Here is a 25,076-nt window from a genome sequence, read left to right as displayed (position 1 = left end):
CAATATAAGAAAGCGTTTACAATAACAAAGGGGGATGTTAGATGGCTGAATTGCGGATGGAACACATTTATAAATTTTATGATCAAAAGGAACCGGTGGTTGATGACTTTAACCTTCATATTGCCGATAAGGAATTTATCGTATTCGTCGGCCCGTCCGGCTGCGGGAAATCAACGACGCTGCGAATGGTCGCAGGACTTGAAGAAATTTCGAAAGGCGATTTTTATATTGAAGGAAAACGGGTCAATGATGTAGCGCCAAAGGACAGGGATATCGCGATGGTATTTCAGAACTACGCGCTCTATCCGCATATGACGGTCTACGATAATATCGCGTTCGGGCTCAAGCTTCGGAAAATGCCGAAGCCTGAAATCAAAAAAAGAGTAGAGGAAGCTGCTAAAATTCTCGGGCTGGAGGAATATTTGCACCGTAAACCGAAAGCGCTGTCAGGCGGACAGAGACAGCGGGTTGCGCTGGGCCGGGCAATCGTGCGGGATGCAAAGGTGTTCCTGATGGATGAGCCTTTGTCAAACTTGGACGCGAAGCTGAGGGTGCAAATGCGGGCGGAAATCATTAAGCTCCACCAGAGACTGCAGACTACTACGATTTATGTGACGCATGACCAGACAGAAGCGCTGACGATGGCGACACGGATCGTAGTCATGAAAGATGGGAAAATTCAGCAGATCGGGACGCCGAAGGATGTTTATGAATTCCCTGAAAACGTCTTTGTCGGCGGGTTTATCGGATCACCGGCGATGAACTTTTTCAAAGGGAAGCTCACGGATGGCTTAATCAAAATCGGTTCTGCGGCATTAACCGTCCCGGAAGGAAAAATGAAAGTGCTGCGTGAAAAAGGCTACATCGGCAAAGAGGTCATCTTTGGCATCCGTCCTGAGGATATACATGATGAATTGATTGTCGTGGAATCATATAAGAACTCTTCGATTAAGGCGAAAATCAATGTTGCAGAGCTGCTCGGTTCTGAAATCATGATTTATTCGCAGATCGACAACCAAGACTTTATTGCGAGGATCGACGCCCGCCTCGATATTCAATCGGGCGATGAGCTGACGGTCGCATTTGATATGAACAAAGGCCATTTCTTTGACAGTGAGACAGAAGTGAGAATCCAATAAGATCAAAAAAACCGGACATGGGGATGTCCGGTTTTTTGCTATTGAAAATCTCAGAATCAAACCGATGAAAAAGGAGGAAGAAATAGACAGAAAGCAGGAGAACGATGAAACGATTGTTTTTAAGCATCTTTCTTTTGGGCAGCTGTTTGGCTCTTGCGGCTTGCGCTGATCAAGAGGCGAATGCAGAGCAGCCGATGCCAAAAGCGGAACAAAAGAAACCGGAAAAAAAGGCAGTACAAGTTCAGAAAAAAGAAAACGATACATCCGCATGGATCAAAACAGAGAAACCGGCAAAGCTGCCGATTTTGATGTATCACAGCATTTCTTCAGGAAACAGCCTCCGTGTGCCAAAGAAAGAATTCGAGGCGCATATGAAGTGGCTTCATGTTAACGGCTATCAGACATTAACGCCGAAAGAGGCATATCTCATGCTGACGCAGGATAAAAAACCGAGTGAGAAGTGCGTGCTGATCACATTTGATGACGGGTACACCGACAATTATCAAGATGCGTATCCGGTGCTGAAAAAGTACGGGATGAAGGCGACGATTTTTATGATCGGCAAATCGATCGGACATAAGCACCATCTGACAGAGGACCAAATGAAAGAAATGACACAGCACGGCATATCGATTGAAAGCCATACGATTGACCACCTTGAGCTGAACGGGTTAACGCCTGAACAGCAGCACAGTGAGATGGCGGATTCGAAAAAGCTGTTTGACGGCATGTTTCATCAGCAAACCTCCATCATCAGCTATCCGGTGGGACGCTACAATGAGGAGACGCTGAAGGCCGCTGAAAAAACAGGCTATCAAATGGGCGTGACGACAGAACCGGGCGCGGCTTCGAGAGACCAGGGAATGTATGCCCTCCATCGTGTGCGCGTGTCCCCAGGCATGTCAGGCTCGGCTTTTGGTGCGTACATCGAATCAATGAAATAAAAAAAGGCGGCGTTTAATCGCCGCCCCCTCCGCCGCCACAGCCGGAATCGCTGAAACCTCCGTCACTGCTGCATCCATCATGGTGTGAGCCGTTGTCTGAATAACCGAAATACCCGCTGTCCGCCTGCTGGCGGCTTTTATTTTCCGAGGGCTGCGGCTGAATGACTGAAAGAAAAACAATAATAGCTATTATCAATAAGATCACAATCACTTCTGGTCACTCCCTTTTTTCACCATATCTGTTATACGGATGAAACGCTGACCGGTTTCATTTCAAAGTGATCGATTCTTTCAGCCGGTCTCTGAGCCAGCGCTTTAGCACCCCATGTCCTTTGTTTGACAATAAAGTGCCGACACGCCAATACATAGGGGGATGAGGAGCGAACTGAAAATCAATCAATCTGAAAAACCAGCTTTTATCACGGGTGAGAGAGTCAATTTGAAGCTCGTCTTCACCTGTTTCAGAGCTGTAGGCACTTTGTTTCTGTATGTCCTCATCCTGCCGAACCGCCAAGATTCTCAAGGCTTCAGCCATTTGTTTGTAACCGCCCTCCAGCAATGATGCGCCAAGGTTGTCAGCACGCACCTCCATCCATTGTGAACAAAAGGATTGATAGAGCTGGAATAGGATAATGATTGCCATAATGAAAGCCCAAAGCGCAATTTTGTGGGCCTCTGGATGGGTGATATGCTGCTCAAACAAGAGGAAAATCCCAACGACAGCTCCAAGATATAGAAAACGCAAAAGCTGTGATGACAGAACGTCACGTTTTTTGATATGAATCGCCTCATGGGCCAGAATGCCTTCAATGACACGCTGTGGAAGTGTTAGTGTGGCGCTTGTCAGGATGACCATTGACCTCCCGACATTCATGCCTACTGCCATTCCGTTGTAATCATCACTCTCCGTTTCGTATATGCGGACATGGGAAATGCCGGCCGATCGGCAAATCTTATCGGCCGCTGCCTGTACATGCGGATGATGACAAGGCTTGGCGTCCATCGCCGCCCGCAACACACGGTCTGACATATACATGTTGAATACCCAATACAGGATTACGGCAACAGCCATGACCCATGGAGAGGCGTGTAATGCGTATAACGCGAGCACCAATAAGGCGTAAGCGGATACCCCTTTTACGCTGGCGGCAAAATAAAGCTTCCCGAGCAGCCGCTTCACATTTTTTCTATGATAAAACGGCAAAACAGAAATCACATTGTCCACATTGTTTTCTGCATCTGTGTATTCCTGAAGAATTGTTTTCCATTTTTGCGGTTCCTTCACCGTCAGAAACAGTGTTTCGCCGGGAAGAGACAGTTTAATGACTTGCTGAAAACTTGTTGTCAAATCTAAACGGGATGAATACATCGTCAGTAGCGGATGGAGCTTTAAGAGATCTGCCGTTGATTCAAGCTGAATGTCCTTCAAATCGGAAAGCGGGTATGTACGGGTTTCATAGTGTGAGCTGATATGCAATTTTTCTAAGGCAGCTGAATAAAAAACCTTTACGCTGAAAACATTCAGTATACGCTTCACCAGTGCCCCTCCGCCGGAGATCATGCCGAGAAGGATCACATATTTGAGAGGGCTTGTGTCAGGTCCATAGATGAAAAAAATAACAGCCCCTGCAAACACAATGGCGGTCAGCGTAATGTCTGACAGGAGACGTGTTTTGTTTCTGGCCAGCTCGATTTCCTGCCAGTCTCCCGAAGGTTTTTCCACACGCTCTGAAACAATGAGATCCATTGCGGTCCAATAGCAGAAGAACATTGTCGCGATTGAGACAATGCCGTCCATGAATGAAAGATGAGAGAAGATGTAAACTGCAGCGCCGACCCAAAGAACAATATCAATCCAGAAGTCTACGGCCGGAATGAGTTTTGCTGCCAGGGCTGATATCAAATAAAATCCCAGCCCGAGAAGCATAAAGAGAAATAGATGAGTTCCCATAGGCATGCCATATTCCTTTCTATCTAGTATTTCCAACTATTACTATAGCATGAGGCGGGAACTTGCAAAAATATGGACATGCAAAAAAGCAAGCTCTTTCGTTTGACGAAGAACTTGCTTGCGGGGATTAATAAAACTGGTGAAGCAGCAATAAGGTTAAGGATACTGTAATCGCGCCCCCGATGCGGGTAGACACTTGGGCGAAAGGCATTAGTTCAAGCCTTTCAGCGGCGCTTAAAATGGCAACGTCACCGGTGCCGCCTTGCCCAGAATGGCACGCATTGATAATGGCGGTTTCAATCGGATACATGTTCAGCCATTTTCCAGTGAAGAAGCCGACGACCATCATGGTCACAACGACAGACAGAATCGTAATAATATTGCTGAGGTTAAAAGCGGCGACAAGCTTGTCCCACGGCGTCATGGATACCCCAATCGCAAAGAGAAGCGGGTAGGTCACAGCTGTTGAAAAAAAGCGGGACACTCCAAACGCGCCATTTTCAATTGAGGCAGGCACCAATCTGAACAGCTTGATTAGAACAGCCAGTAACAGCATGGCAACGGGTGCCGGAAAACCGAAAAAATCGTGAGCGAGCATGCCGACTAAGTATAAAGAAACAGCAAGGATACCGCCTGACGTAAATAAAGAAAGGTTGAACATTTGCTGGCCGCTTTGTGATTCCTCCAGCGCAGGGGACTCTTCTTCGGAGCGGTCCACTTTGCCGTTGCCTGTCCATTCCGGTTTTTTCTTTCCGATGCGGTTCAGCAATCCCGCTAGAATAATCGCGCACAGGCTGCCCAGCATAATCGATGGCAGAACAAGTGCAAACGCTTCCCCTTGAGAAATGGGCATGATGTCAGAATATCCGATGGACAGCGGGATAGCGCCTTCTCCGACTCCTCCAGCCATGATCGGAATGACAATGTACAGCAGGGTATGCAGAAATCCGAGTCCGAGCAATGTCCCGACAGCCAGTCCGACAATAGCGGCTGTGACAGAACCGACAATAAGCGGAATAAAAATTTTCATGAATGCTTTTACGAGTGTTTCTCTTTTCATGCCGAGAATGCTTCCGACGACAATACCGGCGATAAACAAATATAGAAAGTTTGAGTTTTCTGTAAATTCTGTGGTGGATTTGACGATATCATTAGGCAGCAGGTGATAGTACACGACAGCGGACGGAATAAAAGTAGCTAGGATGGCCGGGCCGCCGATAGAACGAACTATTGGTATCGATTTGCCGATTTGGGCAAAGGTAAACCCGAAAAACGCCATGACGGCGATGGATGTCAAAATGTCACTTTTTACATCGTGATGCATAACAAAAACAGTGATTAATATAAACAGCAAGGCATACACAGGAAGCGGTATGATGCCTACTTTTATATTCATGGCTTTTGCAAACCAATTCTCTTTTCGAACCCCTTCGTGAATTGTATCCGTTTGCAATTGCATGTGTGTTTGAAGCTCTCCCATTGAAAAACCTCCCCTATTCTTGATGCAGTGAAATTGTTCACTATGTTAAGTATACTAAAAAATTGAAATTATTAATATATTAAAAATTTACTATTCAACTTTCCTCCTCTTGCCGGTTCAAATGAAAAGAGGCATTCTGACTAAAATCGGTTTATGACGGAGTGCTGAGAAACGAGTGCTGGTGCGGGGCAAGCATTTTGTTCGCAAGGAACGATGTGTTGATGTACGATAATAAAGGGTCATTTATCCTAGCAACCGACATAAATAAGCAACAAAATAGACAAAAATCCGTCACATAGTGCGGGACTTTTTAGGTATTTTAGGCTTTATTTTTGAAATGAATCGTTGTAAAGTACTTAATATGAACCAGTCAGAGATTGTGTCATTTGGTCAGTCTAGCAATCTTGCATCATATTGGATGATTTTTTGACACGTTTGTGAAATATTGAGCAATATTTTTTTCGTCTATTTTGTGAATTACTGATCAAAGTCTCGGTTCTATTTGTGAAGTAGTGAGCAAATTACAGTTTTAACCGGAAATGGAGGAGAAAGCATGAGTGAATTGGTATTAGCCCGCATACAGTTTGCATCCACAACGTTGTTTCACTTCTTGTTTGTGCCGATGTCTATCGGGCTTGTGTTTATGGTTGCGTTGATGGAGACTCTTTATCTTGTAAAGAAAAATGAGCTGTATCTCAAAATGGCAAAGTTTTGGGGACACTTATTCTTAATAAATTTCGCAGTCGGTGTTGTAACAGGGATTTTGCAAGAATTCCAGTTTGGACTGAACTGGTCTGATTACTCCCGTTTTGTCGGAGATGTATTTGGTGCGCCGCTTGCGATTGAAGCATTATTGGCGTTTTTCATGGAGTCTATTTTTATCGGATTATGGATTTTTGGCTGGGACCGCCTGCCGAAGAAAATTCACGCTCTCTGCATATGGCTCGTATCATTCGGAACGATCATGTCATCTTTCTGGATTTTAACAGCAAACTCCTTTATGCAGGAGCCGGTCGGCTTTACGATCAAAAACGGGCGCGCGGAAATGAATGATTTTGGCGCGTTGATTACAAACCCTCAGCTTTGGGTTGAATTCCCGCACGTCATTTTCGGTGCGCTTGCCACTGGAGCTTTCTTTATTGCCGGAGTGAGTGCTTTTAAACTGCTGAAGAAAAAAGAAGTGCCGTTCTTTAAGCAATCTTTTAAACTCGCAATGATCGTCGGCCTTTGTGCCGGTCTTGGCGTCGGCCTTAGCGGACACATGCAGGCTGAGCACTTGATGGAATCACAGCCGATGAAAATGGCTGCCAGTGAAGGCCTATGGGAAGACAGCGGTGACCCTGCTGCTTGGACCGCTTTTGCGACGATCGATACAAAAAATGAAAAAAGCTCAAATGAAATCAAAGTTCCTTATGCCTTGAGCTACTTGGCTTATCAGAAATTCAGCGGAAGTGTCAAAGGGATGAAAACCCTTCAGGCTGAGTACGAAAAAATATACGGAAAAGGCGACTACATTCCGCCAGTGAAAACGACATTCTGGAGCTTCCGTATCATGGTTGGCGCAGGTGTTGTCATGATTCTTGCTGCGTTAGGCGGCCTCTGGTTAAACCGCCGCAAAAAGCTTGAAAACAGCAAATGGTATTTGCGCATCATGATCGCGTTGATTTCCTTCCCGTTTCTTGCGAATTCCGCGGGCTGGATTATGACAGAAATCGGGCGTCAGCCTTGGACGGTTATGGGTTTAATGACAACCGCTCAATCTGTGTCGCCTAACGTAACAGCGGGCTCCCTGTTATTCTCAATCATCGCATTCGGTGTGATGTACATGATTCTGGGCGCGCTGCTTGTCTTCTTGTTTATCCGTGAGATTAAAAAAGGTGCGGAGCATGATAATCATCATGATGTGCCTGTATCAACAGATCCATTTAGTCAGGAGGTATACCATGGCATCTCTTCATGATCTTTGGTTTATACTCGTTGCTGTATTGTTTGTAGGATTCTTCTTTTTGGAAGGCTTTGATTTCGGGGTCGGCATGGCGACTCGTTTTCTTGGCCATAATGAATTAGAACGCAGAGTGCTGATCAACACGATCGGGCCGTTCTGGGACGCGAATGAAGTGTGGCTTTTGACTGGCGCAGGCGCCATTTTCGCGGCATTCCCAAACTGGTATGCAACGATGCTGAGCGGTTATTACATTCCGTTTGTCATTGTGCTGCTTGCGTTAATGGGCCGCGGGGTCGCGTTTGAGTTCCGCGGCAAGGTGGATCATTTAAAATGGGTAAAGGTTTGGGACTGGGTCGTTTTCTTCGGCAGTCTGATTCCTCCGTTTGTGCTTGGTGTTCTGTTCACGACATTATTCCGCGGAATGCCGATTGATGCCGACATGAACATTCACGCACATGTATCTGATTATATCAATGTATATTCTATACTTGGCGGTGTGACGGTAACACTTCTTTGCTTCCAGCACGGATTAATGTTTATCACGCTGCGTACGATTGGTGATTTGCAAAACCGCGCCCGGAAAATGGCGCAAAAGATAATGGGTGTTGTTTTTGTAGCGGTTCTTGCCTTCGCGGCCCTTTCTGCGTATCAGACAGACATGTTTACACGCCGCGGCGAGATTACCATTCCGCTCGCTGTTTTGATTGTCATCTGCTTTATGCTCGCGGCTGTATTGATTCGTAAGAAAAAAGACGGCTGGACATTTGGGATGACAGGCGCTGGTCTGGCGCTGACCGTGGGAATGATCTTTATTTCCCTATTCCCCCGCGTAATGGTCAGCTCGCTTCATAGCGCATACGATTTAACAGTAGCTAACGCTTCTTCCGGAGATTATTCGCTTAAAGTCATGTCAATTGCAGCATTAACGCTACTGCCGTTCGTCATCGGCAGCCAGATCTGGAGCTATTATGTCTTCCGGAAGCGCGTCAGCCATAAGGAGCCTATGACTTATTAATGGGAAAAGACCTGTTTCGATATAAAGGAATGAAGCGGATTCTCACCGTGATTACTTGTTTAACGCTGATTCAGACAGCTGCCATTATTATGCAGGCAGAGTGGCTGAGTGAGGCCGTAACCGGGCTGTTCAACGGGAAGGGCATTACCTCCCTTTTTCCGGTGATCGGCTTTTTCCTCATCGCTTTTATCGCCCGGCACGGGGTGACGGTGGCGCGACAGAAAATCGTCTATCAATACGCCGCTCGGACAGGAGCAGATTTGAGAAAAAGTTTTCTTGATCAGCTGTTCCGATTAGGCCCCCGCTTTGCAAAGAAAGAGGGGACGGGGCAAATGGTGACGCTGGCGATGGAAGGCATCAGCCAGTTCCGTCGCTACCTGGAGCTGTTTCTGCCGAAAATGGTCAGCATGGCGATTGTGCCTGCGGCAGTTGTCATTTATGTGTTTTTTCAGGATCGGACATCAGCGGTCATTTTAGTCGCTGCTATGCCGATTCTGATCATCTTTATGATTCTCCTCGGCCTTGTCGCGCAGAGAAAAGCGGATCGTCAGTGGAAATCCTATCAGAGACTTTCCAATCATTTTGTTGATTCTCTTCGCGGGCTGGAGACATTGCGTTTCCTAGGTTTGAGCAAGTCACACAGCAAAAATATTTTCTATGTGAGTGAGCGGTATCGCAAGGCAACGATGAGCACGCTCCGGGTGGCGTTTTTATCTTCATTTGCCCTCGATTTTTTCACGATGCTGTCGGTGGCGACAGTCGCAGTGTTTCTGGGCCTGCGCCTCATTGACGGCGATATTTTGCTTGGCCCCGCTTTAACAGCGCTTATTCTGGCACCTGAGTATTTTCTGCCGGTGCGGGAAGTGGGGAACGATTATCATGCAACGCTGAACGGCCAGGAAGCAGGAAAAACCATTCAAGAGATTTTGTCGCAGCCTGGTTTTAAAGAAGAGACGCCGCTTCAGCTCGAAGCTTGGTCCGATCAGGATGAGCTGAAGCTGTCAGGCGTGTCAGTCGGCCGTTCGGTGTCTGATATTCATCTCTCATTCAAGGGCAAGAAAAAAATTGGCATTATCGGTGCAAGCGGCGCCGGAAAATCAACATTAATTGATATTCTCGGCGGATTTTTAGAGCCGGATGGCGGGATGATTGAGGTTAATGGTACAAGCCGGTCCCATTTGCAGGACGGCAGCTGGCAGAAGAACCTTCTTTACATCCCCCAGCATCCGTACATTTTTGATGATACGCTTGGCAACAACATTCGCTTCTACCATCCAAGCGCTTCGGCAGAGGATACAGCCCGTGCTGCTGCGGCGGCGGGACTGGCGGAGCTGGTGGATAGCCTTCCTGAAGGATTAGAGGGGCGGATCGGGGAAGGCGGCCGGGCGCTCAGCGGCGGCCAGGCACAGCGTGTCGCGCTGGCCCGCGCCTTTTTGGGAAACCGTCCGATCCTGCTGCTGGATGAGCCGACCGCCCACCTTGATATCGAAACAGAATATGAAATAAAAGAAACGATGCTGGATTTATTTGAGGATAAGCTCGTCTTTCTCGCGACTCACCGCCTTCACTGGATGCTCGATATGGACGAAATTATCGTGCTGGACGGGGGCAGGGTTGCGGAAATCGGGACTCACAATGAACTGCTGGAGAAAAACGGTGTGTATACCAAACTCGTGAAGGCACAACTGGGGGAAAGAGCATGAAGAAAGAAGAATGGATTTTGCCGTATATCAAGCAAAATGCCCGCCTGTTTGTTCTGGTTATCTTTTTGGGCGCGGTGACGATTTTTTCTGCTGCTTTTCTCATGTTCACCTCAGGGTTTTTGATTTCTAAAGCGGCGACAAGGCCGGAAAACATTCTGCTCATTTATGTGCCGATTGTCGCAGTGCGCACCTTTGGGATTGCGCGTTCTGTATCGCGATATGTGGAACGGCTCGTCGGGCATCACATCATTTTGAAAATCGTATCCGACATGCGCGTCCGCCTTTACAATATGCTTGAGCCGGGTGCTTTGATGCTGCGTTCCCGTTTTCGCACGGGGGATATGCTCGGCATTTTGTCTGAGGATATTGAGCATTTGCAGGATGCTTTCTTAAAAACGATTTTTCCTGCGATCTCAGCCTTGCTCCTGTATGCTGTGTCAGTGATAGCGCTCGGCTTCTTCTCTTGGCCGTTTGCCATATTGCTTGCGCTTTATTTGTTTGTTCTTGTTGTATTGTTTCCGGTTGTGTCTTTGCTCGTGACGAGAGCGAAGAATGCGAGGCTGAAAAGCGGACGGAATGTGCTGTACAGCCGTCTGACAGATGCAGTGATGGGTGTCAGCGACTGGATGTTCAGCGGACGCCGGCATGCTTTTATTGATGCTTATGAAAAAGAGGAACATGATTGGTTTGAGCTTGAACGGAAAAAACAACGTTTTACGAGATGGCGGGACTTTGCTGCGCAATGCCTTGTCGCCGGCCTTATTTTGCTGATGCTGTTTTGGACAGCGGGACAGCAAGCGGACGGCGAGCTCGCTAAAACGATGATTGCCGCTTTTGTGCTAGTGGTGTTTCCGTTGACGGAAGCCTTTTTGCCGCTTTCGGATGCCTTAGGCGAAGTGCCGGGCTATCAGGATTCTATCAGACGCATGAACAAGGTGGCTCCTCAGCCGGAGGCGTCACAAACTGAATCAGGGGATCAAAAGCTCGATCTTCAAGATGTCACCTTGGCCTTTCGTGATGTGACGTTTTCTTATGACAACAGCAGCCAAGTGCTTGACAACTTTTCCTTTACGCTGCGCCAAGGAGAAAAAATGGCGCTGCTCGGCCGAAGCGGCTCTGGGAAATCAACATCGCTTGCATTAATCGAGGGCGCCTTGAAACCGGACTCCGGTTCTGTGACGTTAAACGGAGTGGAGACAGCGCTGTTAAAGGATCAGATTGCGGATGCGGTGGCCGTATTAAATCAAAAACCGCACCTGTTTGATACAAGTATTTTGAACAACATCAGGCTCGGAAACGGAGAAGCAAGCGACGAGGATGTGCGCCGCGCCGCAAAGCAGGTCAAGCTGCATGACTACATTGAGTCATTGCCTGACGGATATCATACCTCTGTACAGGAAACGGGCATCCGTTTTTCCGGTGGAGAGCGCCAGCGGATCGCACTTGCGAGGATTTTGCTGCAGGATACACCGATCATCATCCTCGATGAGCCAACAGTCGGCCTCGATCCTATTACCGAACGTGAATTGATGGAAACGGTGTTTGAGGTGCTGAAAGGAAAAACGATTTTATGGATTACCCATCATCTCGCGGGAGTGGAAGCGGCTGATAAAATCGTATTTCTCGAAAACGGCAAAACAGAAATGGAAGGAACTCATGAGGAGCTTCTGGCGGCAAACGAACGGTACAGCCGCCTGTATCACCTTGATGTTCCTGTAAAATAGAAGACAGCCCTAAAAGGCTGTCTTTTTTGTTTGAAAAAGAAAAGGGACAGGAAAAATAGGAAAAGAAAGCAGAGGAGGGAAAGAGATGAATGTTCCATATTGGACGGAAGAGCATGTAAGGGCCACGCTTCCTGAAAGAGATACGGAGAGCCATAAAGGCACGTACGGTACGGCTTTGCTGCTGGCTGGAAGTGACGACATGCCGGGGGCAGCGCTGCTTGCAGGGCTTGGGGCCATGCGGAGCGGTCTAGGCAAGCTTGTCATCGGTACATCAGAAAGCGTAATCCCGCTAATTGTTTCTGTTTTGCCCGAGGCGACCTATTGGCGTGACGGCTGGAAAAAGGCGGCGGATGCTCAGCTTGAAGAGACGTACCGGGCCATTGCCATCGGACCGGGCCTTCCGCAAACGGAAAGCGTACAGCAGGCAGTCGATCATGTGCTTGCGGCTGATTGCCCTGTTATTTTGGATGCCGGAGCGCTGGCGAAGCGCACATATCCGAAACGGGAGGCCCCCGTCATCCTCACGCCGCACCCGGGCGAGTTTTCCCGAATGACAGGGATGCCCGTGAACGAATTGCAGAAAAAAAGAGCGGAATATGCAAAGGAATGGGCGGCTCAGCTGCAGACTGTCATTGTGTTAAAAGGAAACCAAACCGTCATCGCGTTTCCTGATGGAGACTGCTGGCTCAATCCAACCGGAAACGGGGCGCTCGCCAAGGGCGGAACCGGTGACACACTGACGGGCATGATATTGGGGATGCTCTGCTGCCAAGAAGATCCAAAGCACGCCATATTAAACGCGGTCTATTTGCATGGTGCGTGCGCCGAGCTCTGGACGGACGAGCACTCCGCTCATACGTTGCTCGCTCATGAGCTATCTGACATCCTGCCCCGCGTGTGGAAACGATTTGAATGATAAAAAAGCTGTCTTCAGAGAGAAGACAGCTTTTCTTGATACCCCGCCCGTTTTTTCAGACGCGGTTTCATTAATACATAGTAAAGCACAGAAGGCACGGCCAAGCCGATAATCCATGCGATGTCTCCGCCGCCAAACATTTTGGCAAGCGGTCCGATGTAAAAGCTTGTGTTGATAAACGGAATTTCCAGCAAGATAGACAGAACGAACGCAATTGTGGTGATCCAATTGACCTTTCCATAAGGCCCGTTTACGTCGAACATGGCTTTGACTTGATACTTTCCGTGGCGGACGAAGTAGTAATCGACTAAATTGATTGCCGTCCACGGAATTAAGAAATAACTGATGAAAAAGATAAAATTCAAAAACAGCTCCATAAAATTGCTCTGTCCCAGTAGGCTTAAGACTGTGCCGACAAGCGTGACACCCAGGATCATGATGATTCTGACTTTGGGCGTGACTTTTAATTTCAGAAACGGCTCCAGCGTTGTTGTCGTGGACATGAAAGCCCCATACAGGTTAAAAACATTGATTGCCATTTGCCCAAATAACACAATGATCAGCATAATAAACGAGAAGGGACCGAACAATTGGACAATCTGGCTGCCTGAGTTTGCCGTAAAGTCATGAAGTGAGGTTGTCAGCAATGCGCCGAGCAGCATCATCCAGATGGAGCTGACAGATGTACCTGCATAGCTGTACCAAAATGTTTTTGAAGCCGGTGTTTTAACTGGCAGATATCTTGAATAATCGGCAACATACGGCGCGTAGGCAAGCTGCCACGTCGCAACTGCGCTGACTGCCACCAAGAAAATTGGCAGATCAATCGCTCCGGGAATCCAGCTGCCTGCCGGAATCGGCAATTGAAAAATGAGAATCGTTGCAGCAAAAAATACAGCAAAAGAGGTCCAAGAAAGGATTTTTTGCATTTTGTGAATCAAATCATGGCCGAAAATGGTGAGTAAAAAACATACGGCGCTTAAGCCTATAATGCTCCATGATCCCGGGATGGGAACAAAGCTGCTTAAGGTTCCGGCCGCCAGAATCGTGCTGCTTGCGAAGAAACCAAGGTAGATAAACATGACTAAGAAGAGGGGAAGAATCGCTCCGATTACGCCGAATTGGGCACGGCTTTGAATCATTTGCGGGATGCCAAGCTGAGGGCCTTGCGCGGAATGAGACGCCATAAATATGGCACCGATTAAGGTTCCGCAAATAATAGCGGCAACACTCCAAAACAGATTAAGTCCCATTGCAACGGGAATCGTGCCAGTCACTAACGTGGTGATATGCATATTAGCCCCGAACCATACGGGAAATAAATCTTTCGCTTTACCATGTCTTTCTTCATTCGGAATATATTCAATCGTTCGCCTTTCTACTTTCAATGCATCGTCCTCCATATTGGATGTTTTTTTGAAATCGACATAAAGTCATAGCTTAACAGACTATGAGGGGGTTTACAAATAAGGATATGCAGCCAAACGGCCGGGAAGCTTGATCTGTCAATGGCTGAAAAGAATTGTAAAAAAGATGAACGCTTTTGAATCCGGTGTCGTCTCATAAGGCAGAAAAACAAAAAAGGGGGGATCACGGTCATTGGATACACATGAAGAACAGCGGCTGATCCAGCAGGCGAAAGAGGGAAACGACGAGGCGTTTACAGCCCTTTTCCACTATCACTATTCTTTCTTATATAAATACTTGTTAAAGCTTTCCCTTCACCCTGATCTCAGCGAGGAACTTGTTCAGGAAACCTTTCTGAAAGGGTACATCCATTTAAGAAGCTTTCAGGGCCGTTCAAAATTCTCCACATGGCTGATCTCCATTGCATCGCGGCTCTATCTCGATCACCAGAAAAAGAGAAAGAGAGAATGGAAACGGAATCAGACAGTTACGGAGGAAACAATCCGCAAGATCAAGTGGGACGTGTCAGTGAAAGGGGCAGAATGGAGCGAGACGCTTGATCTGTTTTCAAAGCTGGACCCTAAATTGCGCACGCCAGTTTTATTAAGGCATTACTACGGCTATACCTACGCCGAAATCGGGCTGATGCTGCAGATCAAGGAAGGCACGGTGAAGTCCAGAGTTCATAAAGGACTCCAGCAAATCAGAAAGGAGTGGGACGATGAATAAAGAAAAGCTTTCTGATCATTTAAAGTCAGAATGGGAAAAAATTGATCAAACAGCCAATCCCTCTATACCGAATCAAAAAGAACTGCTTCACCAGCTGTCACAAATGAAAGCTGAATACAGAAAAAAACTTCTTCAAGAGATCATTTTATTTGTATTCTGCGCACTGATGGTTGTGAGTGCGGCAATCCTGGCATTCACTCAAGCTCCTGCTGTGTTTATTGTGCTTCAAGTTTGTGTGCTTGCGGTGCTGCCGATTTTGATTGCGGCTGAGAAAAAAAGGCATCTCGGCGAATGTGAGGTGAAACGCAGATGACACAAACAGAAATTGTCATAACGGTTGCGGCTTGTCTCGTCGTATTGTCACAGGGAATCTTTTTATTTATTGATGCGAAAAAACGTAATCGCATGGCATGGGTTTGGGGGATTGTCGGATTGATTCAAGCACCGATGCCTCTGATTTGTTATTACTTTTTTGTCATTAGGCCGGATCGGAAGAAAAGGGGGATCAAGCAATGAATATTTCTTGGGAAATGATTTTGCCGCTGATTGTATTACAGCTGGCTTTGGCGGTGTTTGCCCTCATCAGCTGTATAAAAGAAGAGCGGACGAACGGACCAAAGTGGATGTGGGCTGCAATCATCGTATGTATCAATATTATCGGGCCGATTTTATTTTTCACCGTCGGCAGAAAGCAAAGGTGAGCTGGCATGCTGTCTATTGAGTCATTATGCAAAACATATCGGCATCATGAAGCTGTAAAGAATGTCAGTTTTCACGTGAATGAAAACGAGTGTGTCGCACTATTAGGTCCCAATGGAGCCGGTAAAACCACAACACTGCAAATGCTTGCCGGGCTGCTTTCGCCATCCTATGGAACCATAAAGCTGTTAGGGGAGAAAAAGCCGGATCGGCGTTTGATTGGGTACCTCCCGCAGTATCCAGCTTTTTATTCGTGGATGACCGCAAATGAATTTTTAACATTTGCGGGGAGACTGTCCGGTCTTTCGAAGAGAAAATGCCAAGAGAAAATCGGCGAGATGCTGGAATTTGTCGGTTTGCACGAAGTGGCGAACAAAAGGATCGGGGGCTATTCAGGAGGCATGAAACAAAGACTCGGTCTGGCACAGGCACTGCTCCATAAACCGAAGTTTTTGATATTGGATGAACCGGTGTCTGCTCTTGATCCGACAGGGCGATTCGAGGTGCTGGACATGATGCGGGAGCTGAAAAAGCATATGGCTGTTCTGTTCTCTACACACGTTTTGCACGATGCGGAGCAGGTGTGTGATCAGGTGGTGATCATGAAAAACGGAGAAGTTTCATGGAAAGGGGCGTTACAGCAGCTGAAAAAACAGCATCAAACGAACGTTTTCACTCTTACTGTAAAAGAGAAACTGAAGGGCTGGCTTGAAGAGAAGCCTTACGTATCAGCTATTGTCTATATGAATCCGTCCCAAGCTGTTTTCGAACTGCCAGATATACAAGCTGGCCGGACATTGTTGAGTGATTGTATCCGAACGGGATTGACGGTCACCCGTTTTGAACAGAAAACGGAGTCTCTAGAAGACGTCTATCTCAAGGTGGTGCACGCATGAAGGTGATGATGGCGTTATTGCAGAAAGAATGGCTGGAAGGGTGGAAAAGCGGCAAGCTGATCTGGCTGCCGATTGCGATGATGATCGTGGGGCTCACACAGCCGCTGACCATTTATTATATGCCGGAAATCATTGAACACGGAGGAAGCCTTCCTGACGGCATGAAAATCAGTTTTACGATGCCTTCCGGGTCTGAAGTGATGGTCAGCACGCTTTCTCAATTCAACACGCTTGGCATGGCTCTGGTCATCTTCAGCGTGATGGGCAGTGTAGCCAATGAAAGAAATCAAGGGGTAACAGCGCTGATTATGTCGCGGCCTGTGACGGCAGCCCATTATATCGTGAGTAAATGGCTCATCCAAAGCGTGATCGGCATTATGTCGTTTGCAGCTGGATACGGGCTTGCTTATTATTACGTTCGGCTGCTGTTTGAGGACGCATCATTCAGCCGCTTTGCCGCAAGCCTAGGCCTTTACGCGCTTTGGGTGATATTTATTGTGACCGCCGGCCTTGCCGGAAGTACGATATTCCGGTCTGTCGGAGCAGCTGCGGCTTGCGGGATCGGGCTCACAGCAGCCGTTTCCTTTGCTGTTTCACTATTTCCCGATGGTGCGAAGTGGCTTCCGGCTGAGATTTGCAAGCAGGCGGAGCATATCCTTCTTCATGGAGAGCGGGCAGATTTTTTCGGATGGTCACTCACTTTCTCCATTCTGTGCATCATGCTTCTGGCCTTGTTTTCTGTGTGGCGCTTCAGGCGGTATGAAAGCTATTAATTGATCATGTTACGTTTTTGCGCGAGCATCACAAAAAAGGCGGCAAATGCCAGAGACCCGGCTCCATAAAAAACTCCCGCAAGCCCGATAAGCTGTGCGATTTTTCCGGCAAGAAGGGGCCCGAGGAAGATGCCTAGCGCATAAAATGATTGATAAAACCCCATCACTGACATTTTTAAACGGGCAGAACTGATTTCGACGACATGGCTTAGCAGCAGAGGAAAAACGAAGCCGAGCGCCAGCCCAATACAGGCGTGTGTGATGCAAACCGTGAACAATGCAGCTGAATAAGGAACGTATAGCAAACAGACCCCGGTGACAGCGAAACTAATGAGCATCACGGAGTAAGCGATACGGCTTGTGAACCGCAGAAAAACAAAGCTTAATGTGGCGGCTGCGTGTGGGAGGAAAAAGGCGCTCATCACCCAAAGCAGCTCCGCGTCACCCATTCCGAGCTGATTCATGTAAAGCGGTGTGAAACCAAACACGGTCATAAATAACACCGCATGGGCCGTCATAGACAGGATGGTGAAAAGCTTCAGCTTTGGCAGCCGCAATGTATCTTTGATGTACTGATTGACACGAATGGTGTCACGGTTTGCGGGAGGAGCAGACGGATCCTTAATAAAGCAGCAGATCACCAGACCTGCAGCAGAAGCTGCCAGCGCCAACCAAAAAGGAACCTGCCTCCCTAAATGGGCTGCGGCGAGCCCGCAGAACACAATGCTGGCAAACTGAGGCATGACGGTAAAAAATTGCATGATGCCCATTGCTTTTGATGCATTGCCATTGTTGAAATAATGTGCGTATAAAATGGTCGCCATCACCCACATAGAAGCAGTGATTCCCGCGAACAGCCGGGCGGCCAGCACGAAGAAGAAAGAATCAAACATCAGAAAAAGCAGGCTGCTGAGGACGGAAAAGCCGAACCCGGCAATTAACAATTGCTTGCGCAAGGAAAACAGGATATCTGACAAAAGGCCGAGCGGGAATCGCAGAAGGATTTGCGTGACCCCGTAGCTGCCGAGAATGATGCCGATTGCGCCATACGAAAAGTGCAGATCCTCCAAATACAGACTGAATACAGGAACGTAAATATAGCCTGAAAACCAGAAACAAAATACCATGCATAAAAAAACGGCGTGATCTAAAGCGCCGATTGTTTTTTTCTGAGGAATCAAGTCCTGCTGTAATTCCATCGTATCTCTCCACCCCTTTCCTTCCAGTACAACACAATTGTTGAAAGCGTTTCAATAGAAAAATAAAAAAACAGGGCTTCAAAAAAAGCCCTGTTCGCTGTTGTTAATACGGATCAGATGGGTGGCTCTCCTGTTCAGCCTGCTTTGCAGCCTGTTCCGTTTCAGTTGTGCCGATCGGCCCGTTGCTGTTGTTCTCGGAAACCTTTTTTAGCCCTTCTGCTATGCGTTTTCCGTAGTCAGGATCAGCTTTTGTGAAATTCTCAATCATTTGATCCTGAATTTCTTTTCGGCACGTAGAAAGCGTATTCACCAAATTCGTAATCAATTCGTTCCGCTCAAATTCAGTAAATCTCCGGTACGTTTCTCCAGCCTGTCCGAAGTTGTTTGTTCTGTCAATCGCTTCACGCTTTACATCACCTTCGACATGCGGCGTGTGGTCTTTTCCGTCTTGCTTCGCTTCCTTCAGCCCGCCCATAATGGATGGCTCATAGTTGACGTGCGGGTTTTGTCCTTCTGCTCTATCGACCCGATATTGCATCTGCCCGCCTTCCTGGTTGGTGGCGACATGCTTTTTCGGCGAGTTGATCGGAAGCTGCAGGTAATTTGCGCCTACACGGTAGCGCTGCGTATCAGAGTAGGCAAACGTACGCCCCTGGAGCAATTTGTCGTCTGAAAAATCAAGCCCGTCGACAAGCACTCCCGTTCCAAATGAAGCTTGCTCCACTTCCGCATGGTAGTTTTCCGGATTTTTGTTCAGAACCAATTTGCCGATCGGTTTCCATGGGAAATCGTCTTTATACCACAGTTTTGTCGGATCAAGAGGATCAAAGTCAAGTTCAGGATGCTCATCATCGCTCATGATTTGAGCATACACTTCCCACTCTGGATAATCGCCATTTTCAATCGCGTCATATAAATCCTGTGTGGCATGGTTAAAGTTTTTCCCTTGAATCTCTTCTGCTTCCTTCTGTGTCAGGTTGCGGATGCCCTGCTTCGGTTCAAAATGGTATTTCACGAGAACGGCCCTGCCCTCCTCATTCACCCATTTATAGGCATGTACGCCTGAACCCTGCATTTGCCGGTAGTTGGCCGGAATGCCCCAAGGCGAAAACAAGAAGGTAATCATGTGTGTCGCTTCTGGAGATTGAGAAATGAAATCGAAAATACGTTCACCATCCTGGATGTTGGTCACTGGATCAGGCTGAAATGCATGTACAAGATCTGGAAACTTCAGCGGGTCGCGGATAAAAAAGATTTTCAGGTTGTTCCCGACCAAATCCCAGTTTCCGTCTTCTGTATATAGCTTTACAGCAAAACCGCGCGGGTCTCTCAATGTTTCAGGCGAGTGTTTTCCATGATTCACAGTTGAAAAACGGACAAATGCCGGTGTTTTCTTGCCTTTTTCCTGAAAGAGTTTGGCCCGTGTGTATGTTGAAATCGGTTCGTCTCCGAAGCTTCCGTACGCTTCAAAATACCCGTGTGCACCTGCTCCCCTGGCATGAACAACCCGCTCTGGGATGCGTTCCCGGTCGAAGTGGCTAATCTTTTCGAGAAAATCATAGTTCTCAAGTGTTGTAGGCCCTCTATTCCCGACGGTTCTCACATTCTGGTTGTCAGTAACAGGATGCCCCTGCCTATTCGTTAAGGTATCCTCTGACTCGTTTTTCCCGGATGTCTTATGAGAAAGCGTTTCCTCGCTCCCTTGGGCATTTGATCGGTGCTGCTTGTTTTGATGATCATCTTTCAATGGTTGGCCCTCCTTTTTTGAACGGTAACAATATTCCCTGAATGGAAAGATTTTAAAACAGCCGTTTTTTTTGATCTGCTTCGGGAATGGTACAATGTACAAAAATCGGTAAAAGGAGAGGTCGATTCGTGACGAGAGAAAAAAATCCGCTGCCCATCACGTTTTATCAAAAAACCGCTCTTGAGCTTGCCCCATCGCTTCTGGGCTGCCTTCTTGTAAAAGAAACAGACGAAGGCACAGCGTCAGGCTATATTGTGGAAACAGAGGCCTATATGGGGGCTGGAGACAGAGCGGCCCACAGCTTTAACAACCGCCGGACGAAGCGGACTGAGATCATGTTTGCAGAAGCTGGGCGGGTATATACATATGTGATGCACACCCATACATTGCTGAATGTCGTTGCCGCGGAAGAGGATGTCCCGCAAGCGGTATTAATCAGGGCGATTGAGCCACATGAAGGCCAGCTGTTAATGGAGGAGAGAAGGCCGGGCAGGAGTCCGAGGGAATGGACAAACGGACCCGGAAAGCTGACGAAAGCGCTTGGCGTCACGATGAATGACTACGGACGCTGGATCACGGAACAGCCGCTTTACATCGAAAGCGGATACACACCGGAAGCAATTTCAACCGGCCCGCGCATCGGCATTGACAACAGCGGGGAGGCACGCGATTATCCATGGCGTTTCTGGGTGACGGGAAACAGGTACGTGTCGCGTTAGCATGTTTAAGGAAGAGGCAATCAGGGGAATGGTTGAGAAAAAAGAAGGGAGAATCGGAGCTTTGAAAAAGATGATCAAAACCGTTATCAAATGGGCGCCGGTCATTTACCCGATTGTTCGAAAAATCATGAAGGATCGCAAGGCGTCTAAACAAAAGAATATGTCCGCATCTAGAACAGCCGGCTGACCCCGGCTGTTTTTTTATAGGTCAGTTTTCCCTCTCGTCCTCCGGATGTTCATTGACTTGCCATTCTCTCCATTATAGAATTTATATACATTTCGCATCCCTTCATCATCCTTTCTGCCTATTCACTGAATCCCTGCATCTACTAGATAGGAGGTTTTTCTCATGCTTCATGGGCGACTTCGTGATATTCTGCGCTTGCTGATGGCGGCTGAAGCCCCGGTGACAAGTTCGTTTTTTGCCGCGCAATTAAACGTAACGACGCGGACAGTCCGCAATGATATAAAGGAACTGCAAGGTGTGCTAAGCGGCCACGGTGCCTTTGTACAACCTGTAAGGGGCTCCGGCTACAAGCTCCGCATTGATGACGAGCAAGTATTCAGAACACTGCTGCAAGATGTATTTCAGCAAAAAAAGGGCCTGCCGGTATTGCCGGAGGAGAGAATGGCCTATCTTATGAAACGTCTGCTGCTGGCGGACCATTATCTCAAGCTCGATGAACTGGCTGAAGAACTATTTATCTCAAAATCTACACTCCAAACGGATTTAAAGGAAGTAAAGAAACGTCTGCTGCCTTACCGCATTGTCATGGAAACACGCCCGAATTACGGCTTCAAGCTGCGCGGGGACGAGGTGCAGATGAGGTACTGCATGGCGGAGTACATTGTTGATGAAAGAGAAACGGAGATAGATGTTTTAAATGAAAAGGCTGATATTTTGCCAAAAGAAGAAATTGAGATCATCCGTTCCGCCATCTTGAAAAAAATGAAAAACGACCGCATCCCTCTGTCCAACATGGGACTGAATAACCTCATTATCCATATTGCTATCGCCTGTAAACGGATCAGAACGGAAAACTATGTATCTCTTTTCCCGAAAGATATGGATCATATCCTGCATCAAAAGGAGTACCAGGCTGCAGAAGCCATCGTAAAAGAGCTGGAATCAGCGCTTGCCGTTACGTTTCCGAAAGACGAGACGGCCTACATCGCCATGCATCTCCTTGGCACAAAACGAATGACACAATGCGGAGAGGACACATTCTCAATAGAAGAAGAAACCGATCAGCTGACACTTGCCATGATCGAAGCTGTTGATCGTGAACTGAAGCTTGGCATCCTGCATGACAAAGAGCTGAAAATCGGCTTGGCCCTGCATATGAAGCCGGCGATCAGCCGCAACCGATACGGCATGAATCTTCGAAATCCGATGCTGGCAGCGATCAAGGAACATTATCCACTCGCTTTTGAAGCCGGGATCATTGCCGGAATCGTGATAAAGGAACAAACGGGCATTGAGATTCATGAAAACGAAATTGGATATTTGGCCCTCCACTTTGGCGCCGCGATTGAACGAAAAAAAACAAAAAGTCCGCCGAAACGCTGTATCATTGTATGCGCATCAGGTGCTGGAAGCGCCCAGCTTCTGCGCGAAAAACTGCGTTCCCATTTCGGCAAGCGGCTCGATATTCTTGGAACGGCTGAGTATTATAGTCTTGATCAAATGTCCTACGAATCAATTGATTTTGTCATCAGCACCATTCCGATTAAAAAAGAGCTCCCTGTACCCGTACTGAAGGTTAACACAATCTTAGGCGGAACTGACTTTACAAAAATAGAATCTATTCTGAGTGATGAAAAGGAAAAAGCCAATCGCTACCTAAAAAAAGAACTCGTTTTTTTTCAGGAGGATCTGCGCTCAAAAGAAGAAGTGATTCAATTTTTAGGGCAGAAAGCGGTCGAATGCGGCTTTGCCGATGAAGAAATCATAGATTCCATTTTTGAAAGAGAAGACATGTCGCCAACGTGTTTTGGCAATCTTGTTGCCATCCCGCACCCGCTTGTTCCGCAGACGAAAACAACGTTTTGGGCCGTTTGTACGCTCAAAAAACCGATCGATTGGGAGAGTCAGCGAGTTCAATTTGTCTGTCTGCTTTGTGTCGAAAAGGAGAACAAAGCGGATTTGCAAAGTATGTATAAACTGCTTGGCAGCATTTTGGATGACCCGGCGGCGGTGAACCAGCTGGTCAAATGCCGTTCGTATCAAGAGCTTTCGGATGTGTTTGACCAAAAAATGCTGAGCTGACAGCCTGTATATACCTTTTTTCCGTTGCCTGCGGAAAAACCCTGAGTGTTTATGAAAGCGATTTCATAATATGATGATAGCAACAGCAGGACATTACAAAATTGATCAAACTCTAGGGGGTCTTTTACATGAATATATTACTCGTTTGTGCAGCAGGCATGTCTACTAGCTTACTGGTGAGCAAGATGGAAAAAAGTGCGCAGGAACAGGGAAAAGACTATACTATTTGGGCCGTTTCAGGCGATTCTGTACAAAATCATATCGATAAAGCGGATGTATTGCTTCTCGGTCCGCAAGTCCGTTACATGCTTCCACAGCTCAAAAAATTAGGAGAGTCAAAGGGGGTTCCGGTAGACGTCATTAATACCGTCCATTATGGCACGTGCAACGGGGCGGAAGTGCTGAAATCAGCTGAACAGCTTGGACATGTGTCATAGAGAGGGGCGGGCTATGTGAATAAAGTCAATCAGATCTTAGAAGAAAAGGTCATGCCTATAGCGGGAAGAATTGCGGGACAGCGTCATTTGCAGGCGCTGCGTGATGGTATCATCCTCACGATGCCCCTGATTATCATCGGTTCCTTTTTCCTCATCATTGGCAACCTCCCGATCCCGGGATACGCTGAGTTTATGGCAAAAACGTTTGGCAGCTCCTGGTCTGAAAAACTGGCCTACCCAGTCGACGCGACCTTTGAAATTATGGGTCTTGTCGCCGCGTTCGGCATTGCCTACCGGCTCGCCGAGAAATACGGTGTTGATGCCTTGTCGGCCGGAGCCATTTCCCTTGCGGCATTTTTATTAGCAACACCTTATCAAGTGCCGTTTATGCCGGATGGCGCGACGAAAGAAATCATGGTTGGCGGCGGGATTCCGCTTTCGCTCATGGGAAGCAAAGGCCTATTTGTCGCCATGATTATCGCAATGGTGTCCACAGAGATTTACCGCCTTATTATCCAGCGCAATTTAGTCTTCAAAATGCCGGACGGTGTCCCGCCGGCGGTAAGCAAGTCATTTGTCGCGTTAATCCCCGGCTTTGCCGTCATCTTCCTAATTTGGGCAGCCCGGCTGATTGTTGAAGCGACACCGTTTGAAAGCCTTCATAATATTGTAAGCGTTTTATTAGGGACTCCGCTTTCCATTCTGGGAGGAAGCCTTGGAGGAAGCCTTGTCGCCGAAGCCGTCAAAATGCTTTTATGGGCCTGCGGCCTTCACGGTGCAAACATTGTCGGAGGCGTCATGGCACCAATTTGGTACGGCGCAATGGATGCCAACCGGATCGCATTCCAAGCCGGTGAGGAGCTGCCTAAGATTTTCACCCAGCAATTTTTCGATATCTGGGTCAATATCGGCGGAAGCGGCGCCACATTGGCACTGGTTGTCACGATGTTCCTGCGCGCTCGAAGCAAACAAATGAAGCAGCTCGGGAAGCTTGCGGTCGGCCCGGCCATCTTCAATATTAACGAACCGATTATATTCGGAATGCCGATCGTCATGAACCCAATGCTCTTACTTCCGTTTATCATCACACCGCTTGTCACAGTGACACTTACGTACATCGGAATGAGCACCGGCCTTGTCGCAAAACCGGCGGGTATCGCAGTGCCGTGGACCATGCCGCCGATCTTTTCAGGCTACTTGGCGACAGGAGGAAAAGTCTCCGGCGCGGTCATGCAAGCCATTAATATTGTCGTATCCTTTGTTGTCTACTACCCGTTCTTCAGAATGTGGGATAAGCAGAAGCTGAAAGAAGAAAACGATCTGGAGCTGGTCCAAACGCCTGCAGCATCAGATGACAAAGAAGCGGCTCTGTAGAGAAAGGAAG

24 protein-coding genes are annotated in these 25,076 nt (G+C 47.7%); 18 read left to right on the top strand and 6 right to left on the bottom strand.

Going from position 1 to position 25,076, the window contains the following annotated elements:
• The first annotated feature begins 41 nt into the window (after positions 1 to 41).
• Both msmX and NYE56_RS19705 read left to right on the top strand, forming a co-directional pair.
• Positions 42 to 1,139 carry a maltodextrin ABC transporter ATP-binding protein MsmX gene (gene msmX / locus NYE56_RS19710; RefSeq protein WP_341284289.1) on the top strand — a complete coding sequence of 366 codons (1,098 nt, stop codon included), beginning with the start codon at positions 42 to 44 and terminating at the stop codon, positions 1,137 to 1,139.
• 104 nt (positions 1,140 to 1,243) lie between these two features.
• Entirely contained in the window at positions 1,244 to 2,083 is an 840-nt protein-coding gene (locus NYE56_RS19705) for a polysaccharide deacetylase family protein (protein ID WP_341284288.1), read from the top strand.
• A gap of 13 nt (positions 2,084 to 2,096) precedes the next feature.
• Here the strand turns inward: NYE56_RS19705 and NYE56_RS19700 are convergent, their stop codons facing one another.
• From NYE56_RS19700 to cimH, 3 genes are all read right to left on the bottom strand, one after another.
• On the bottom strand, positions 2,097 to 2,294 hold the full coding sequence (locus tag NYE56_RS19700) for a hypothetical protein (RefSeq protein ID WP_217002746.1): 198 nt from the start codon (positions 2,292 to 2,294) through the stop codon (positions 2,097 to 2,099).
• Positions 2,295 to 2,351: 57 nt separating this feature from the next.
• On the bottom strand, positions 2,352 to 4,040 hold the full coding sequence (locus tag NYE56_RS19695) for a M56 family metallopeptidase (RefSeq protein WP_326208927.1): 1,689 nt from the start codon (positions 4,038 to 4,040) through the stop codon (positions 2,352 to 2,354).
• A 121-nt stretch (positions 4,041 to 4,161) separates the two neighbouring features.
• Positions 4,162 to 5,514 carry a citrate/malate transporter CimH gene (gene cimH / locus NYE56_RS19690; RefSeq protein ID WP_268556022.1) on the bottom strand — a complete coding sequence of 451 codons (1,353 nt, stop codon included), beginning with the start codon at positions 5,512 to 5,514 and terminating at the stop codon, positions 4,162 to 4,164.
• 553 nt (positions 5,515 to 6,067) lie between these two features.
• Between cimH and cydA the strand changes: the two genes are divergently transcribed.
• The 5 genes from cydA to NYE56_RS19665 all read left to right on the top strand — a co-directional run bounded on the left by cydA (position 6,068) and on the right by NYE56_RS19665 (position 12,817).
• Positions 6,068 to 7,474, top strand: coding sequence for a cytochrome ubiquinol oxidase subunit I (gene cydA / locus NYE56_RS19685; RefSeq protein ID WP_003243795.1), 1,407 nt, complete (start codon positions 6,068 to 6,070; stop codon positions 7,472 to 7,474).
• The gene (gene cydB, locus NYE56_RS19680; protein ID WP_251187445.1) at positions 7,458 to 8,474 is read left to right on the top strand and encodes a cytochrome d ubiquinol oxidase subunit II; all 1,017 of its coding nucleotides are present in this window, start codon (positions 7,458 to 7,460) and stop codon (positions 8,472 to 8,474) included. Before cydA ends, cydB begins: the two co-directional genes overlap by 17 nt.
• Complete coding sequence (gene cydD, locus NYE56_RS19675) at positions 8,474 to 10,177, top strand: thiol reductant ABC exporter subunit CydD (protein ID WP_341284287.1); 1,704 nt, start codon at positions 8,474 to 8,476, stop codon at positions 10,175 to 10,177. Before cydB ends, cydD begins: the two co-directional genes overlap by 1 nt.
• Entirely contained in the window at positions 10,174 to 11,901 is a 1,728-nt protein-coding gene (cydC, locus tag NYE56_RS19670; protein ID WP_341284286.1) for a thiol reductant ABC exporter subunit CydC, read from the top strand. The genes cydD and cydC overlap by 4 nt, the downstream gene beginning before the upstream one ends.
• Before the next feature lie 85 nt (positions 11,902 to 11,986).
• The gene (locus NYE56_RS19665) at positions 11,987 to 12,817 is read left to right on the top strand and encodes an NAD(P)H-hydrate dehydratase (RefSeq protein WP_341284285.1); all 831 of its coding nucleotides are present in this window, start codon (positions 11,987 to 11,989) and stop codon (positions 12,815 to 12,817) included.
• Between the two features lie 14 nt (positions 12,818 to 12,831).
• Here the strand turns inward: NYE56_RS19665 and NYE56_RS19660 are convergent, their stop codons facing one another.
• Positions 12,832 to 14,205 carry a cytosine permease gene (locus tag NYE56_RS19660; protein ID WP_341284284.1) on the bottom strand — a complete coding sequence of 458 codons (1,374 nt, stop codon included), beginning with the start codon at positions 14,203 to 14,205 and terminating at the stop codon, positions 12,832 to 12,834.
• 211 nt (positions 14,206 to 14,416) lie between these two features.
• Between NYE56_RS19660 and sigY the strand changes: the two genes are divergently transcribed.
• Genes sigY through NYE56_RS19630 form a run of 6 tightly spaced genes read left to right on the top strand, consistent with a single transcriptional unit; the run spans position 14,417 to position 17,321 of the window.
• Positions 14,417 to 14,953, top strand: coding sequence for an RNA polymerase sigma factor SigY (sigY, locus tag NYE56_RS19655; protein WP_063334878.1), 537 nt, complete (start codon positions 14,417 to 14,419; stop codon positions 14,951 to 14,953).
• Complete coding sequence (locus NYE56_RS19650) at positions 14,946 to 15,266, top strand: YxlC family protein (protein WP_063334877.1); 321 nt, start codon at positions 14,946 to 14,948, stop codon at positions 15,264 to 15,266. Before sigY ends, NYE56_RS19650 begins: the two co-directional genes overlap by 8 nt.
• Entirely contained in the window at positions 15,263 to 15,469 is a 207-nt protein-coding gene (gene yxlD / locus NYE56_RS19645; protein WP_015385026.1) for a sigma Y negative regulator YxlD, read from the top strand. Before NYE56_RS19650 ends, yxlD begins: the two co-directional genes overlap by 4 nt.
• On the top strand, positions 15,466 to 15,654 hold the full coding sequence (yxlE, locus tag NYE56_RS19640; protein WP_003227293.1) for a sigma Y negative regulator YxlE: 189 nt from the start codon (positions 15,466 to 15,468) through the stop codon (positions 15,652 to 15,654). The genes yxlD and yxlE overlap by 4 nt, the downstream gene beginning before the upstream one ends.
• Before the next feature lie 6 nt (positions 15,655 to 15,660).
• Positions 15,661 to 16,548 carry an ABC transporter ATP-binding protein gene (locus NYE56_RS19635; RefSeq protein ID WP_341284283.1) on the top strand — a complete coding sequence of 296 codons (888 nt, stop codon included), beginning with the start codon at positions 15,661 to 15,663 and terminating at the stop codon, positions 16,546 to 16,548.
• Positions 16,545 to 17,321, top strand: coding sequence for an ABC transporter permease (locus NYE56_RS19630; protein WP_341284282.1), 777 nt, complete (start codon positions 16,545 to 16,547; stop codon positions 17,319 to 17,321). The genes NYE56_RS19635 and NYE56_RS19630 overlap by 4 nt, the downstream gene beginning before the upstream one ends.
• Here the strand turns inward: NYE56_RS19630 and NYE56_RS19625 are convergent.
• Together NYE56_RS19625 and katX are read right to left on the bottom strand one after the other, a co-directional pair.
• A complete protein-coding gene (locus NYE56_RS19625) occupies positions 17,318 to 18,520 on the bottom strand; it encodes an MFS transporter (protein WP_341284281.1) in 1,203 nt (400 codons plus the stop codon). The two genes, NYE56_RS19630 and NYE56_RS19625, sit on opposite strands and share 4 nt — an antisense overlap.
• Positions 18,521 to 18,623: 103 nt before the next feature.
• Positions 18,624 to 20,267 carry a catalase KatX gene (gene katX, locus NYE56_RS19620; RefSeq protein WP_341284280.1) on the bottom strand — a complete coding sequence of 548 codons (1,644 nt, stop codon included), beginning with the start codon at positions 20,265 to 20,267 and terminating at the stop codon, positions 18,624 to 18,626.
• Positions 20,268 to 20,395: 128 nt separating this feature from the next.
• Here katX and NYE56_RS19615 point away from each other — a divergent pair, with 128 nt between their 5' ends.
• The 5 genes from NYE56_RS19615 (at position 20,396) to licC (ending at position 25,066) form a co-directional block, all read left to right on the top strand.
• Positions 20,396 to 20,986: a DNA-3-methyladenine glycosylase gene (locus NYE56_RS19615; protein ID WP_003227303.1), complete on the top strand. Its 591-nt coding sequence runs from the start codon at positions 20,396 to 20,398 to the stop codon at positions 20,984 to 20,986.
• A gap of 28 nt (positions 20,987 to 21,014) precedes the next feature.
• Positions 21,015 to 21,173 (top strand): hypothetical protein, encoded by a 159-nt coding sequence (locus NYE56_RS19610; RefSeq protein WP_009968374.1) that lies wholly within the window; start codon positions 21,015 to 21,017, stop codon positions 21,171 to 21,173.
• Positions 21,174 to 21,335: 162 nt separating this feature from the next.
• On the top strand, positions 21,336 to 23,255 hold the full coding sequence (gene licR, locus NYE56_RS19605; RefSeq protein ID WP_341284279.1) for a transcriptional regulator LicR: 1,920 nt from the start codon (positions 21,336 to 21,338) through the stop codon (positions 23,253 to 23,255).
• A gap of 128 nt (positions 23,256 to 23,383) precedes the next feature.
• Complete coding sequence (licB, locus tag NYE56_RS19600; protein ID WP_003218755.1) at positions 23,384 to 23,692, top strand: PTS lichenan transporter subunit IIB; 309 nt, start codon at positions 23,384 to 23,386, stop codon at positions 23,690 to 23,692.
• 15 nt (positions 23,693 to 23,707) lie between these two features.
• Positions 23,708 to 25,066, top strand: a complete 1,359-nt coding sequence (licC, locus tag NYE56_RS19595) for a PTS lichenan transporter subunit IIC (RefSeq protein ID WP_003227311.1) — start codon at positions 23,708 to 23,710, stop codon at positions 25,064 to 25,066.
• Positions 25,067 to 25,076 lie beyond the last annotated feature (10 nt).

Origin of the sequence: Bacillus sp. FSL R5-0603 (assembly GCF_038050295.1) — a bacterium.
Classification (GTDB): Bacteria; Bacillota; Bacilli; order Bacillales; family Bacillaceae; genus Bacillus; species Bacillus subtilis.
The sequence above is the reverse complement of the archived record's forward strand: the minus strand, read 5'-3'. Positions and strand labels throughout refer to the sequence as shown.